The organism is Streptomyces sp. NPDC093252, assembly GCF_040683675.1.
In the GTDB taxonomy this organism is placed as follows: domain Bacteria; phylum Actinomycetota; class Actinomycetes; order Streptomycetales; family Streptomycetaceae; genus Streptomyces.
This window is the reverse complement of sequence record NZ_JBFBEM010000020.1, coordinates 32,318-45,840: the sequence shown is the minus strand read 5'-3', so window position 1 is coordinate 45,840 and position 13,523 is coordinate 32,318. Positions and strand designations below refer to the sequence as shown.

Sequence of the window (13,523 nt, the reverse complement as noted above, 5' to 3'; positions counted from 1 at the left end):
ACCTGTCGGCTGCAACGCCGCACCGCGCCCGTTTCCTCCACCGGGCCCGGCCCGCCGCGCGCCCTTACCCCGGAGGTCATCGCGTACCCGCGGGCCCGTCCGGCACAGTGGTGATCACCGCGAACAACATCGCACGACGACAGGGGAGAGGCCATGACCAGCGCCGACGACACGACCACACGCACCGTGGTGGAGGAACTGCTGCGCCGGATCGCCGCGGGCGACCCGGAGCGCGTCGCCGAGCTGTACGCCGACGACACCGACTGGAAGCTGAGCTGGCCCGAGGAGGAGCACGGCCGCGCCGCCACCCCGTGGATCCGCCCCCGCCGCACCCGCGCCGACGCCGCCGCCCACTACCGGGACCTGGGCGCGTACCACCGCCCCGAGGAGGTGGACACCCGGGTCGAACGCGTCCTGGTGGACGGCGCCGACGCGGTGGTCCTCGGTGAGATCCGCCAGACCGCCGCGGCCACCGGCCGCGCCTACCGGGCCCGTTTCGCCCTCCACCTCACCGTCACCGACGGCCTCGTCGTCCGCCACCACGTCTACGAGGACAGCCTCGCCGTGTCCCAGGCGTTCACCCCGGCGGCCGTCGCCTGATTCCCACCCCCGTGCGCCGCCCCGCCCCCACCGGAGCGGACACGACGGCGCCCCCGCCCGCCCCGCCGACGCCGACCCCTCCGACCCGGGCCCGCAACGACACCCCGGCCGCGCTGTCACTCGGCTGCGCTGCCCCCCTGACCGTGCCGCCTCCCCGGCCTGGTTGCCCCTCCGGCCGCGCTGCCCCCCGGACCGTGCCGTCCCCGGACCGTGCCGCCCCCCGGCCGTGCCGCCCCCCCGGCCGCGCACCCGCCGACAGCGAGCCCACCCGGCGCCCGGAGGCCGAGCGGCGCGGCCTTGGGGCGCCGGGCCACGCCCCCCCCACCGCCGCCCAACCCGACAAGCAACGCACCCCCGCCCCCCACTCACACCCCCGCCCCCACCGAACCCGCCCCCCACTCACACCCCCGCCCCAATCACCCCCCCGCCTCCCCACCCCCCCCTCACACCCCCAACACCCCCACCTCCACCCCCCGCAGCCGCCCCCGGTCCGCGACCACCTCGTACCCGGCGACCCGCTCCCCGGCCACCGTCACCCGGAGCACGCACAGCAGCCGTCCGCCCGGGGCGACCACGATGCCGACCGCGCCGTCCACCAGGGCCACCGCACCCGACCGGGCCCGCTCCCGCAGCAGTACCGTGCCCTCCGCCACCGCGCGGGCGCCCCGCAGCTCCACCGGCATCCCCGGTGGCAGCACGGCCGGGTCGGCGTGCCGGACCACATCGGGGGCGAGCACGGCGAGCAGCGCCGCCGTGTCACCGCCCCGCGCCGCCGCGAGGAACGCCTCGACCACCCGCCGGTGCCCTTCGAGCGTCTCCCCGGGCAGCGCGGAGGTGCCCCGCACCTTGTGCCGGGCCCGGCTGGCGAGCTTCTTCGCGGCCGGCAGTGAGCGGTCCACGATCGGCGCCACCTCCTCGAACGGCAGCGCGAACAGATCGTGCAGCACGAACGCCACCCGCTCCGCCGGGGTCAGCCGCCCCAGCACCACCAGCAGCGCCAGCCCCACCGACTCCGCCAGCACCGCCCGCTCCTCGGGCACATTCCCCTCACCGGGACCGCCCGGCTCCGGCGCCCACGGCCCGTACGGCTCCTCCCGGCGGGACGCGCGGGCCCGCAGCATGTCCAGGCACACCCGGGACACCACGGTCGTCAGCCAGCCCGCCAGATTGCCGATCCCCTCGGCGCCGGAGCGGCCGAGCCGCAGCCAGGTCTCCTGGACGGCGTCCTCCGCCTCCTCCGGCGAGCCCAGCATCCGGTACGCGACCGCCCGCAGCCGCCCGCGCTGCTCCTCGAACCGCAGGGCCAGCTCCTCGCCCCCGCCACCGTCGCCGTGCATCGGTCACCTTTCCCTGTCGTGCCCCGTCACCTCTCTGACGAGCCCACGACCATCGAGGTGACCACGGATGACTCTGCTCCACATCGACTCCAGCGCCGACACGCCCGCCGACTCGGTGAGCCGACGGCTGACCGGGCGGTTCCTGACCGTCTGGCGGGCCCGGCACCGGGGCCCGGTCCGCCACCGCGACCTGGCCGCCGATCCGGTGCCGCCGCTGACCGCCGCCTACACCGCGCTCGGCCGCCGGGTGGAGCGCGCGGGCATGGTCCCGCCCGACACGGTGCCCGCCCTGCTCAGCGGCCCGGACGAGGAACGCGAGTGGGCGCTGACCCGCCCGCTGATCGACGAACTCCGCACCGCGCGGACCCTGCTGCTCGGTGTCCCCATGTACAACCTCTCGGTGCCCGCCTCCCTGAAGGCGTGGATCGACCGGGTCACCTTCCCCGGCGCCTTCACCGACCCGGACTCCGGCGAGAGCCTGCTCGCCGGGACCCGGGTGGTGGCGGTGCTGGCCCGCGGCGGCGGCTACGGCCCCGGCACCCCGCGCGAGCACCACGACTTCCAGGCCCCTTACCTGCGCACCTACTTCGGCAACCTCGGCGTGACCGATCTCCATCTGGTGACCGCCGACCTCACCCGCGCCGACCTCATCCCCCACCTGGCCGGCCTGGAACACCTGGCCGCCCGCTCCCTCACCGAGGCGGAGCAGCGCCTGACGGCCCTGGCAGCGGGCCCTGCCAGTAGGGTTCCCGGATGAGCCAGCAGAACCCCGGGGACGCCGGACCCTTCCTCTACGTCGTCGTCTGTGCCGCCGGGATCGCCGCCGAGGTCGGTGAGCTGATCGACGGGGCCCGGCGGCGGGGCTGGGAGACCGGGGTCATCGCCACCCCGGTCGCCGCGGGCGGCGGCTTCTTCGACGTCGCCGACATCGAGGCCCGCAGCGGGCGCCCGATCCGTTCGGCCTGGCGCGGCCCCGCCGACCCCCGCCCGTTCCCGCCGCCGGACGCGGTGGTGGTCGCGCCCGCCACCTTCAACACCGTCAACAAATGGGCGGCGGGCCTCGCCGACACCCTGGCCGTGGCCACCCTCTGCGAGACGTACGGCCTCGGCGTCCCGGTCGCCGCGCTGCCCTGTGTCGCGGACGCGCTGGCCGCCCACCCGGCCTACCAGGACAGTCTGATCCGGCTGCGCGCGATGGGCGTCCGCTTCGGCGACCCCTACTCCGGCGACCCGGACGAGCACGGCCACCGCCCGCGCTTCGGCTGGGAACGGGCCCTGGATCTCGTGGAGCGCTGATCCGTGCGCACGGCGGGGCGCGGACGCGAGGTCGTAGGCTGCCTGGCGGTCGCCCCACCCGACGACGGGAGCAGCAACGATGGAGTACGTGAAGCTCGGTTCGACCGGTATGGACGTGTCCCGGATCTGCCTGGGCTGTATGACCTACGGCGTCCCCGACCGGGGCACCCATGAGTGGACCCTCGACGAGGACGCCGCCCGCCCGCTGATCAAGCAGGCCCTCGATGCCGGGATCAATTTCTTCGACACCGCGAACGTCTACTCCGACGGCACCAGCGAGGAGATCGTCGGCCGGGCGCTGCGGGACTTCGCCGACCGGGACGAGATCGTGCTCGCCACCAAGGTCCACGGGCGGATGCGCCCCGGTCCGAACGGCGGCGGACTCTCCCGCAAGGCGATCATGACGGAGATCGACCACAGCCTGACCCGCCTCGGCACCGACCACGTCGACCTCTACCAGATCCACCGCTGGGACCCCCACACCCCCATCGAGGAGACGATGGAGGCGCTGCACGATCTGGTGCGGGCGGGCAAGGTGCGCTACCTCGGGGCGAGTTCGATGGACGCGTGGCAGTTCTCGAAGGCGCAGTACACCGCCGCGGCCCACGGCTGGACCCGGTTCGTGTCCATGCAGAACCACTACAACCTGATCTACCGCGAGGAGGAGCGCGAGATGCTGCCGCTCTGCGCGGACCAGGGGGTCGGCGTCCTGCCCTGGAGCCCGCTCGCCCGGGGACGCCTCACCCGCGACTGGGGCACGGCCACCGGACGCAGTGCCACCGACCGGTTCGGCAGCACCCTCTACCAGGAGGGCGACCGGGCCGTCGTGGAGGCGGTCACCCGGATCGCCGCCGAGCGGGGCGTCCCCCGCGCCCGGGTCGCCCTGGCCTGGCTGCTCCAGCAGGACACGGTCACCGCCCCGATCGTCGGCGCGTCGAAGCCCGGCCATCTGGAGGACGCGGTCGCCGCCGTCGAACTCACCCTCACGGACGAGGAGACCGAGGAACTGGAGCGGCCCTACACCCCGCACCCGGTCTCCGGCCACTGAACCGCCGCCCAGCCATCCCCCTAGTGCGGTCCGCCCGGGGTGAACTCCGTGCCGCACGGGCCCGCGCCCCCGCTCTCCGGGAGCGGGACCCGTCGGCCGTCCATGGTGAGGGTGCGGTAGTAGCCGCCGATCCGCTCGGTGGAGCGGCCCACGTAGTGGCCGATGAAGGAGCGCCGGAACCGGTCCGCCGAGCGGTTCGGACGGGAGCCGTGCACCAGGCTGCCGTTGAAGAACAGCACGTCGCCCGGGGCCATGTCGACCGGGACCGGGGCCAGACCGGGCGGCGGCGGCACGTACTCCCGGGCGAAGGACAGCTCCTCGTCCGCCGTCTCCGGGCAGAACAGGTCCATCCGGTGGGTGCCCGGCACCACCTCCAGGCCGCCGTTCTCCCGGTCGATGACATCGCACGCCACCCAGGCCGCCACACAGGTGCCCGGCTCCACCCGCAGATAGAAGTTGTCCTGGTGCAGCGCCTGCCCCCGCGCGCCCGGCGGTTTGAAGTAGAACATGCTCTGCGCGGCGAGCACCTCCTCCCCGAGCAGGGACTCCAGCACCGTGCGCAGCCGCGGGTCCAGCAGCATGGCCCGGGCCGGCGCGCTGATCTCGTGCGGCTGCATCACCCGGGGATGGGTGGCCAGCGGATCACCGGCTCCGCCCCGGCCCGGCTCGAAGTGCCCCGGCACCGGACCGGCCGCGTGCAGCGCGGCGAACTCCTCGCACAGCTTTTCGATCTCGGCCGGGCCGAAGAGGCCCCGTACCACCAGGTAGCCGTCGTGGAAGCCGGCCAGCTCGGTGTGGGCCAGGATGGAGGGGTCGGCGGTGCCGTTGTCCGTGGCTGTCATGTTCTGCTCCCTCGGTCCGGCGTCCGTGCACAGGTCACGCTAGGTCGGCGGATCGCACCGGAGGATGTCCATGAGCGCTGACGAATTGTCCGTGGCCGCCGCCCCGGGCAATCCCTCCCCGCCGCCCGGCCTGGTGGTGGCCGGGCACTACGACCAGCGGCCCGGCTACACCGTCAGCCGCCCGTCCGGCGCCGATAGCTGGCTGTTCACCTGGACCACCGCCGGCCGGGGCCGGCTCCGCCAGGGCGCCACCGAGGTCAGCGCGGGCCCGGGGGAGCTGGTGGCGCTGGCCCCCGGCGTCCGGCAGCTCTACGCGGTGGCGCCCCGCGCCCGCCACTGGCGGTTCTGGTGGGCGCACTGCCGCGCACGCGCCGCCTGGCTCGGCTGGCTGCGCCCCTACGCGGCCGGGGACGGCGTCTATGTCGTGGCGCCGGTCGCGGCCGGACTGCACGCCCGGGTGGAGTCGGCGTTCCTGCGGCTGCTCGCCGATGCCCGCTGGTCCGGCGAGCCCGGCGCCACCCCGGGACCGGTGGGCGCCCCGGTCCCGCCGTCCGCCGAGGCGGTCGCCGTCGCGCACGGCACCCTCACCACCGAGCTGGCCCTCGTGGCACTGGAGGAGGCGGTGCTGCTCGCCACCGGCACGGCCCGCTCCGCCCCCGCCGCCCCCGGCGTCGACCTCCGGCTGCTGCGCGCCCAGGCCGTCATCGCCGCCGACCCGGGCGCCCCGCACACCGTGGCCTCACTGGCCGCCGCCGTCGCGCTCTCCCCGTCCCGGTTCGCCCATCTCTTCGCCCAGCAGCTCGGCGAGTCCCCGATGCGGGCGCTGCGCGAGGCCCGGCTCCAGTACGCGGCTCGGCTGCTGGAGGAGAGCGACCTGCCCGTCGAGCGGGTCGCCGCCACCTCCGGCTTCGCCAGCCCGTTCCACTTCAACCGGGTCTTCCACCGCCGCTACGGGGCCCCGCCGGGTGCCTACCGCACCGCCCACCGCTGAGCACCCCCACCGCTGAGCCCCCACCGCAAAGGCGCCGAATTCCCTTGTCGACATTCCCGCCACCTTTCCCGGTCGGCAAGACGCCGATTTCCGGTCGATTCGACCCCGCCCTTTTTGGATCTCCGCGGAATTGACCTGGGGTCAAATGCCGTCCGCAGCACGCCAAACCCGGTCCGCGCCGGAAAATGAAGATGTCTCTTGTTCCGTCAGATGCCCTGTGCGAAAGTGTGCGCAGTTGGTGTGCAGACATTGCGTTCGCCGCATGTCCTTTGAGAGGAATGCAGCCGTGCTCGACGCAGGCTCGTCGAATTCCCCGGACCCCGTGCCCCACCCCGTGGGTGAACTCCTCGACCGGCACTGGGAAGCGGCCTTCGCCTACGCCCGACTGTGCACCGACGGTTCCCGCGCCGCCGGAATGCTCACCACGGCCGCGTTCACCAGGCTCTTCGGCCAATCGCCCGCGCATGGCGCACCGTCCCCCCTGTGGCGCCAGCGCCTGCTGACCGCCGTCCGCCGTATCGCGGCGGAATGGAGCGCGGACGACCGGCACGCGCTGCTGGCCCCCGAACTGCGCGCCCAACTGACCGCACCACCGCGTGGGGAATCGCGCGCCCGGGGCCTCCGCCGCGCCCCGTCCGACGCACTCGTGCCGTCCGGCGAACGACGCCTGGTCGCCGCCGCGTTCCGGCGGCTGCCCGAATCCGCCCGCTGTCTGCTCTGGCACATCGAGGTCGAGTCCGACCCCCCGGCGGTCCCCGCCGCCCTGCTCGACTCCGACCCGGTGAGCGCCGAGACCGATCTGCGCCGGGCCCGCGAGCGGCTGCGCGCCGAATGCGTCCAGGTCCACCATGAACTGGCCCCCTCCCAGCGCTGCCGCCACTTCAGCCGGATGCTCGACGTCACCTGCCGCCGCGGCGGCGCCGGGATCGACCCCGACCTCGGCACCCATGTCGACGCCTGCCCGCACTGCCGGCACACCGCCGACCAGCTCCGCCGGTTCGACACCGACCTCGGTGTCGTCCTCGCCGAGGCCGTCCTCGGCTGGGGCGCCCGCCCCTATGTCGCCACCCGCGCCGCCCGCGAGGCACCCGCCGGTATCCCGCCGCGCCCCACCCACGCCCCCTTCACCGCCGTGCCGCCGCAACCGGACGCCCCCGCCCCCGGCGCCCGCCCGCCGGCTCCCCGGGTGGCCGCCCGCCGGGCCGCCGCCCGGCGCCGCAACCGGGCCGCCGTACTCCTCACCGCCGGCGCGCTGGTCGCCGTCCCGCTCGGCCTGTGGGCCGCGAACGGCTCCGGCGAGGGCGCCCCCGCCACCGCCGGCACCCCCGGCACCGGCCGTGCCGCACCCCCGTCCGGGCCCGGGGACCCCTCCGGCTTCGACCCCGCCTCCGCCCCCGAGCGCGATGTCCGCGGCCGGCTCCACAACGTCGCCTCCGGGCTCTGCCTCTCCGTCGCGGGCGGCGAGGTCGCCAAGGGCGCCGGGACCGAACTCGCCCCCTGCGGCGACGACCCTGCCCAGCGCTGGTCGTACGAGACCGACGGACTGCTGCGCAGCGCCGCCGACCCCGGGCTGTGCGTCGACTCCCGGATCGGGCACTCGGTCCGCCTCACCGCCTGCGGCGACACCGCCGACGTCCGCTACGACCTCACCCGTGACGGCACCCTGGTGCCGCGCTGGGACCAGGATCTCGCGCTCACCCCCGCCGCCACCGACGGCACCGGCGCCCTCATGGTGAAGCTGCGCGACGGAGGGCAGGCCCAGCACTGGGTGTTCGACACCTCCGGGCCCGATCTGCGGATGGCCGCCGTCGACTGGGACGACATCGGCGGCCTCGGCCGCACCACCCCGCCGCCCCCCGCTCCCACCACCGCGAAGCCCGCACCCGCACCCTCCCCGACGACGGCCCCGCGCCCGCCCGCGACCCCCTCCGCCGCCCCCACCCCGACCCCCGAGCCGTCCACCGACCACCCCTGCTACCCCTACGCGTACTGCGACGGGGACGACGGGGACGGGGGCCGCGGCGACGGTGACGGTGGCGGTGGTGAGGGCGGGCACGGTGGCGGCGGGGGCCGGGGCGGGCGCTGAGCCCGCTCCCGGTGTCCGGCGCGGGTCGGCTCAGGTGTCGTCGAGGAGGGCCAGTTCGGCCCAGATGGTCTTGCCCTCGGGGGTGTGGCGGCTGCCCCAGCGCTGGGTGAGCTGGGCGACCAGCAGCAGGCCCCGGCCGCCCTCGTCCCAGGTGCGGGCGCGCCGCAGATGCGGGGCCGTGTGGCTGGTGTCGGAGACCTCGCAGATCAGGGTGTCCGTGTCATGGATCAGCCGGAGCCGGATCGGATGGGCGCCGTAGCGGATGGCGTTGGTGACCAGTTCGCTCACCACCAGTTCGGCCGTGAACCCCGCCTCCTCCAGCTTCCAGACGCCGAGCTGCTCCACCACCTGCTTGCGGATCGGGGCGACCAGCGCCGGGTCGGCCGGGATGTCCCAGGTGGCGATCCGGGCCGGAGGCAGGCCCCGGGTGCGGGCCAGCAGCAGCGCCACGTCGTCGCAGGCGCCGCCCGCCGGGAGCAGGGTGTGCAGAATGTGGTCGCAGGTCTCGTCCAGCGAACCCCCGGGGTCCGCGAGCGCGTCGGAGAGCAGCCGCAGCCCCTCGTCGTGCGGGCGGCCCTTGGACTCCAGCAGACCGTCCGTGTAGAACGACAGCACACTGCCCTCGGCGAGATACAGCTCCGCCGTCTCGAACGGCAGCCCGTCCAGGCCGAGCGCCGGGCCCTCCGGCACCGCCACCTGGCGGGGCTCCCCGCCCGGCGGCAGCAGCAGCGGCGGCGGATGACCGGCGCTGGCCATGGTGCACCGCCGGGACACCGGGTCGTACACCGCGTACAGACAGGTCGCCCCGACCTCTCCCGGGCTGCCCTCGCCCCCGGACTCCTCCGACAGCCGCAGTACCAGATCGTCGAGGTGGGTGAGGAGTTCGTCCGGCGCGAGATCGATGTCGGCGAGGGTGCGGACGGCGGTGCGCAGCCGGCCCATCGTGGCCGACGCGGCGACGCCCCGTCCCACCACGTCGCCGACCACCATGGCGACCCGCAGCCCGGACAGCGGGATCACGTCGAACCAGTCGCCGCCCACCCCGGCCCGCGCGGCCGGGAGATAGCGGGAGGCGGCGTCGACGGCGGCCGTGCGGGGCAGGGTGCGGGGCAGCAGACTGCGCTGGAGGGCGAGCGCGGTCTGCCGTTCGCGGGAGTAGCGGCGGGCGTTGTCCAGACAGACCGCGGCCCGCGCGGTGAGGTCCTCGGCGAGCAGGACGTCGTCCTCGGTGAACGGGTCGGGGCGGCGAAAACGGGTGAAGACGGCGACGCCCAGGGTGATGCCGCGGGCCCGTATCGGCACCGACATCGTGGCGTGGACCCCCATCCGCCGGACGCGCTCGCCGCGCAGTGCCGTGGTGGCCAGCCAGGGGTCGAGGTCACCGGCCGCGACCGAGGAGAGGACGGTGTGCCCGGCGGTGAGCGAGGCGGCGTGCGGGGCGGCGGCCGGATAGCGGTCGACGTCCCCGGGTTTGACGGTGGCCTCGGGGGTGCCCGGGGTGACCGAGCCGTGGGCGGCGCGGCGCAGTACGACCGGCGCGGTGAGCCGGAGCGGGGGCTCACCGCCGTAGTCCTCGGGGTCCAGCAGATCGACGCTGGCGAAGTCGGCGAGCACGGGGACGCAGATGTCGACGAGTTCCTGCGCGGTGCGGGTGAGGTCGAGGGTGCTGCCGATGCGGACGCTGGCCTCGTTGAGGAGCTGGAGGCGGTCCCGGGCGAAATGGTTCTCGGTGACGTCGTGGGCGGCCAGGCACACCCCGCGCACCCGGCCCTCGGTGTCGGTGAGCGGGGCCATTCGGGTGAGCCAGGCCCGTGCGCGGTCGCTGTCGCGGGTCCGCATCCACATCTCGATGTCGAGGGCGCGCCGCTCGGAGAGGGACTGCCGCAGCCGCTCCTCCAGGGTCTCGGTCTCCGGTGTTCCGCCGATCTCGGAGGGGCGCAGGCCCTTGATGCGGTCGCCGGGCAGGCCGATGATCTCGGCCATCGCGGCGTTGAGGCCGCGCAGCCGCAACTGCTCGTCGCAGACCGCCACGGCACAGGGGGACTGGGTGAGGGCCGCGCTGTCCAGGGTGTCGTCCGGGGTCATGGCGGCATCGCCCACAGGAGTGACCACCAGCCAGTCGCCCGGTGTGCCGTGCGGGCGGCGGTGGTGGATCAGCAGCCACACGGGGAGTCCGCGGCCGTCGCGGTGGCGCAAAGTGAGCGTTCCGTCCCAGCGCGGGGCCCGGGGGACCGGGAACGGGCCGTCGACCAGCGCGGCGACCGGGCGGCCCACGACCTCGGCGGCGGTCCAGCCCAGCAGCCTGCGGGCTCCTTCGTTCCACTCCGCCACATCGCCGTGGGCATCGATGACCGCCCTGGCTGTCGAGGCATCGTCGAACGGGTCGTCCGGGCTCATCGTCGCCACTCCTAGCGCACACTCACCGTGAAGGGTGAGTCACTTGAGTCAAGCGTAGTGCGTTCCGACGCTTCCCGAGCGACAAGCCCCAAGCTCGCCGCCCGGCTCAGGTGAGCAGGTCAAGGCGCGGAACCGGCCGCTCCGACGTACGAGGCGGGGCCGTACACCGGGAACCGGCCGGATGGTGACTGACATGCCGTCACCATTCGGCCGTTCGTGATCAGTTGTGGGCGGGACCGCCTCCGGACGGTCCACCGGTGTTCCCGCCGCCGTCCCCGGTCCCCGGCCCGGCCTCGTAGCCGGTGCCGTCCCGGACCGGGGGCCCGGCGGGCTCCCCGGGCCCGGCGCCGACGGCCCGGCCGTCGCGGGGGCCCACCGGGGGCCCGGCCGCCCGTGGGCCGTCAGGACATGGCGGCGGGCCGCGTCGAGTGGCTCGCGCACTTCGCTGTACCCGCCGTACGCCAGCCGGACGATCCGGCCCGCCTCGCGGCCGTGCGACGGCAGCTCCCGCGCCCGCGGCCCCGGACGGATCCGCCGGGTCACCACGGAGACCGGCACCGGGACGGCGGACACCCCGATCCGCACCGCCCGGGTCGCCGTGGCGATCGACGGATGGGGCCGGGCCGCCACGATGTCGTTGCCGCCGCCCGCGAGCAGGACCGGATACCGGTCGGTCCGGGCCGCGCCGGTCGCCGTGCGCACCGGCCGGTCGCGGGGCCGCTCCGGCGGAGGGTGCTCGCGCCGGTCGCGGGTGAAGCGGGCCCCGGCGAACGGGCACACCCGCTGAGCACCAGCAGCAGCGGGAACACCACCACCGGGACCACCACCACCGGGACCAGCACCCCCGGCGCGTCCCCCGGGCGTTGATCTCCCCTCTCACCGCGTCGGCGGTCGAGGCACCCCTATCACCAGGCGATCGCTAGGCGGCGTCGTGGAGGACCAGGCCCAGGGTGCGTCGCCGCCCGGAGCGGACCGTGCTCACCCCGTGCCGCATCGCCCCGGCCGACCAGCCGCGCGCCGAGCGCACCGGCCGCTCCCGGGTGGTGAACACCAGCCCGTGCCCCCGCTCCAGCACGGTCGCCGTGCCCCGGGACTGGGCGCGGGCCCGCTGCTCGACCATCAGGAACTCGCCGCCGGTGTAGTCGGTGCCCTGCGCGTCCAGGGCGATCACCACCTGGAGCGGGAAGACCAGCTCGCCGAAGACATCCCGGTGCAGGGCGTTCCAGTCGCCCTCGGTGTAGTGCAGCAGGATCTGCGCCGAGCGGTCCTGCCCGGCCGCGTGGCAGCGCTCCAGCCACGCGTCCAGGGTGTCCGGCCAGGGCGCCGGACGGCCGAGCCGCTCCGCCCAGTCGCGGGCGATCGGCAGCAGCCGGGGGTAGAGGGCGGCACGCAGGGCGGCGACCGGCGCGGGCAGGTCGTGGGTGAAGTAGCGGTACTGGCCGGAGCCGAACCGGTGCCGGGCCAGATCGACGGTGGTCCGGAACAGCTCCGGGGTGTCGTAGAGGTCCGCCAGGTCCCGGCACTCGTCGGGGGTGAGCAGCGGTCCGGTGGGCGCGCAGCCGTACCGGTCCAGTTCGGCCGCGAGGGCGGGCCAGTCGGTCCCGGCGGCGCGGCGGCGGGCCTCGGCGGGAGTGAGCGTCATGGGTCTGTCCTCTGCGGTGCGGAAGTGAGCGTCCAGGAGCGAGTCTGGTACGGCGGGGCGTCCGTTTCCGGCGGAAATCGGACCTGGTCCTCACCCCCGTCCCCACACCGGCCGGTACCGTCCCCCATCCCTCGTGACCTGGCGATATTTACGGGTAAGTACCCCGGGGGTACCGTTGGGTCATGCCAGCTCTCAATGTGGAGTTCAGTGACCGCGAACTGGAGGATCTCCGGCAGATCGCCAAGGAGCGCGGTACGTCGATGAAGGCGCTCGTGCGCGAGGCCGCCGCGGCCGACATCGCGCGCCACCGGGCGTTGCAGGAGGGGGCGGAGGCGTTCCGCCGGTTCTTCGCGTCGCACGCCGACGAGTTCGCGGCGGCGTTCCCGGAGGACGAACCCGCCGTCAAGGGTGCCGGGCGGGTCGGCTGACCGATGAGCCCCGCTCCCGTCATCCATATCGACGTCCCCTGGCTGCTCCAGCGGCACGAAGAGGTGCTGCCGGACCAGCCCACCGTCAACGACTTCTCCGCCCTGGTCGCCGCCGTCGCCCGGCACCGGGTCGATCCGCCCCGGCTCGGCGTGGACTCCGATCCGGCCTGGCGGGCCGCCGCCCTGCTGCACACCCTCGCCCTGCTCAAACCCCTGCCCGCCGCCAACGCCCGCTTCGCCTGCTCGACGGCGGTGGCCTACATGTTCGTCAGCGGCGTCGGCATCGACCCGCCCTACGGGGCCCTGGTCGACCTGGTCCGCGCGCTGATCGACGGCAAGACGGATGTGTACGGGGCGGCGGACCGGCTGCGCTCCTGGCAGATCTGAGGGCCCGCGGCACCACGGGGGACCGGCCCCCCGGGGAAGCCCCCGGGGGCCGCCGGCCCCAGGCGGATGATCGGGGCCGGCGGCCGTGACGCGCAGAAGTGCCGCCGTTCTGCGCGTGGCCTCGCGGGAAGGGGGGCCGTATCCAGTGCAGCGCAGGCGGCGGGGCACCGGCAGGGAGCGTGCCCGGCCGGCGTGTGCGGAGGATTCACACGGGGCGCGGGGAAAGGTGAAATCCGTACCGCGCGGTCTGCGGCGGCGTTGTCTGACTTTCCTTCAGCGATATGGATGTTGCCCAAGTGCCTTGTTGGCCTTGAGCGACGTGTGCGAGGGTTTACGTCCCAGGGGGGAATGGGCGGGGCCGATCGGCGTCCGCCGGTGAACGAAGTCCGGCCGACCACGGACGAATTCGCCCTCCCCGCGACCTCGCCAAAAAGGTACACACCATCTCGGACCCCTTTTCGGCGACCGA

Annotated in this window: 12 protein-coding genes; 8 read left to right on the top strand and 4 right to left on the bottom strand. The window is 74.9% G+C overall.

Annotation, left to right across the window (positions count from 1 at the left end):
* Positions 1–153 precede the first annotated feature (153 nt).
* A complete protein-coding gene (locus tag AB0O01_RS33020) occupies positions 154–600 on the top strand; it encodes a nuclear transport factor 2 family protein (protein WP_365319259.1) in 447 nt (148 codons plus the stop codon).
* Positions 601–1,043: 443 nt separating this feature from the next.
* Here the strand turns inward: AB0O01_RS33020 and AB0O01_RS33015 are convergent, their stop codons facing one another.
* Positions 1,044–1,937: a sigma-70 family RNA polymerase sigma factor gene (locus tag AB0O01_RS33015; protein ID WP_365319256.1), complete on the bottom strand. Its 894-nt coding sequence runs from the start codon at positions 1,935–1,937 to the stop codon at positions 1,044–1,046.
* A gap of 67 nt (positions 1,938–2,004) precedes the next feature.
* Here AB0O01_RS33015 and AB0O01_RS33010 point away from each other — a divergent pair, with 67 nt between their 5' ends.
* From AB0O01_RS33010 to AB0O01_RS33000, 3 genes are all read left to right on the top strand, one after another.
* A complete protein-coding gene (locus AB0O01_RS33010) occupies positions 2,005–2,694 on the top strand; it encodes an NAD(P)H-dependent oxidoreductase (RefSeq protein ID WP_365319254.1) in 690 nt (229 codons plus the stop codon).
* Positions 2,691–3,233, top strand: a complete 543-nt coding sequence (locus AB0O01_RS33005) for a flavoprotein (protein WP_365319252.1) — start codon at positions 2,691–2,693, stop codon at positions 3,231–3,233. The genes AB0O01_RS33010 and AB0O01_RS33005 overlap by 4 nt, the downstream gene beginning before the upstream one ends.
* A gap of 79 nt (positions 3,234–3,312) precedes the next feature.
* Positions 3,313–4,281, top strand: coding sequence for an aldo/keto reductase (locus AB0O01_RS33000; protein WP_365319250.1), 969 nt, complete (start codon positions 3,313–3,315; stop codon positions 4,279–4,281).
* 20 nt (positions 4,282–4,301) lie between these two features.
* On the opposite strand, the gene AB0O01_RS32995 is transcribed toward AB0O01_RS33000, so the two are convergent.
* Positions 4,302–5,123 (bottom strand): phytanoyl-CoA dioxygenase family protein, encoded by an 822-nt coding sequence (locus AB0O01_RS32995; protein WP_365319248.1) that lies wholly within the window; start codon positions 5,121–5,123, stop codon positions 4,302–4,304.
* 70 nt (positions 5,124–5,193) lie between these two features.
* Between AB0O01_RS32995 and AB0O01_RS32990 the strand changes: the two genes are divergently transcribed.
* On the top strand, positions 5,194–6,114 hold the full coding sequence (locus AB0O01_RS32990) for a helix-turn-helix domain-containing protein (protein ID WP_365319246.1): 921 nt from the start codon (positions 5,194–5,196) through the stop codon (positions 6,112–6,114).
* A 286-nt stretch (positions 6,115–6,400) separates the two neighbouring features.
* Positions 6,401–8,200, top strand: a complete 1,800-nt coding sequence (locus AB0O01_RS32985) for a ricin-type beta-trefoil lectin domain protein (RefSeq protein ID WP_365319244.1) — start codon at positions 6,401–6,403, stop codon at positions 8,198–8,200.
* A gap of 30 nt (positions 8,201–8,230) precedes the next feature.
* Here AB0O01_RS32985 and AB0O01_RS32980 read toward each other — a convergent pair whose 3' ends face one another.
* Both AB0O01_RS32980 and AB0O01_RS32975 read right to left on the bottom strand, forming a co-directional pair.
* Complete coding sequence (locus AB0O01_RS32980) at positions 8,231–10,597, bottom strand: SpoIIE family protein phosphatase (RefSeq protein WP_365319242.1); 2,367 nt, start codon at positions 10,595–10,597, stop codon at positions 8,231–8,233.
* 919 nt (positions 10,598–11,516) lie between these two features.
* The gene (locus tag AB0O01_RS32975) at positions 11,517–12,239 is read right to left on the bottom strand and encodes a 2OG-Fe(II) oxygenase (protein ID WP_365319240.1); all 723 of its coding nucleotides are present in this window, start codon (positions 12,237–12,239) and stop codon (positions 11,517–11,519) included.
* A gap of 182 nt (positions 12,240–12,421) precedes the next feature.
* Here AB0O01_RS32975 and AB0O01_RS32970 point away from each other — a divergent pair, with 182 nt between their 5' ends.
* Positions 12,422–12,667: a hypothetical protein gene (locus tag AB0O01_RS32970; RefSeq protein WP_355738021.1), complete on the top strand. Its 246-nt coding sequence runs from the start codon at positions 12,422–12,424 to the stop codon at positions 12,665–12,667.
* A gap of 3 nt (positions 12,668–12,670) precedes the next feature.
* Complete coding sequence (locus tag AB0O01_RS32965) at positions 12,671–13,054, top strand: toxin Doc (protein WP_355738023.1); 384 nt, start codon at positions 12,671–12,673, stop codon at positions 13,052–13,054.
* The last annotated feature ends 469 nt before the right edge of the window (positions 13,055–13,523 follow it).

Coding starts and splice junctions, on each gene's coding strand:
- AB0O01_RS33020 (WP_365319259.1), top strand. CDS start 154: ATGACCAGCGCCGACGACACGACCACACGCACCGTGGTGGAGGAACTG.
- AB0O01_RS33015 (WP_365319256.1), bottom strand. CDS start 1,937: ATGCACGGCGACGGTGGCGGGGGCGAGGAGCTGGCCCTGCGGTTCGAG.
- AB0O01_RS33010 (WP_365319254.1), top strand. CDS start 2,005: ATGACTCTGCTCCACATCGACTCCAGCGCCGACACGCCCGCCGACTCG.
- AB0O01_RS32980 (WP_365319242.1), bottom strand. CDS start 10,597: ATGAGCCCGGACGACCCGTTCGACGATGCCTCGACAGCCAGGGCGGTC.
- AB0O01_RS33000 (WP_365319250.1), top strand. CDS start 3,313: ATGGAGTACGTGAAGCTCGGTTCGACCGGTATGGACGTGTCCCGGATC.
- AB0O01_RS33005 (WP_365319252.1), top strand. CDS start 2,691: ATGAGCCAGCAGAACCCCGGGGACGCCGGACCCTTCCTCTACGTCGTC.
- AB0O01_RS32975 (WP_365319240.1), bottom strand. CDS start 12,239: ATGACGCTCACTCCCGCCGAGGCCCGCCGCCGCGCCGCCGGGACCGAC.
- AB0O01_RS32970 (WP_355738021.1), top strand. CDS start 12,422: ATGCCAGCTCTCAATGTGGAGTTCAGTGACCGCGAACTGGAGGATCTC.
- AB0O01_RS32965 (WP_355738023.1), top strand. CDS start 12,671: ATGAGCCCCGCTCCCGTCATCCATATCGACGTCCCCTGGCTGCTCCAG.
- AB0O01_RS32995 (WP_365319248.1), bottom strand. CDS start 5,123: ATGACAGCCACGGACAACGGCACCGCCGACCCCTCCATCCTGGCCCAC.
- AB0O01_RS32990 (WP_365319246.1), top strand. CDS start 5,194: ATGAGCGCTGACGAATTGTCCGTGGCCGCCGCCCCGGGCAATCCCTCC.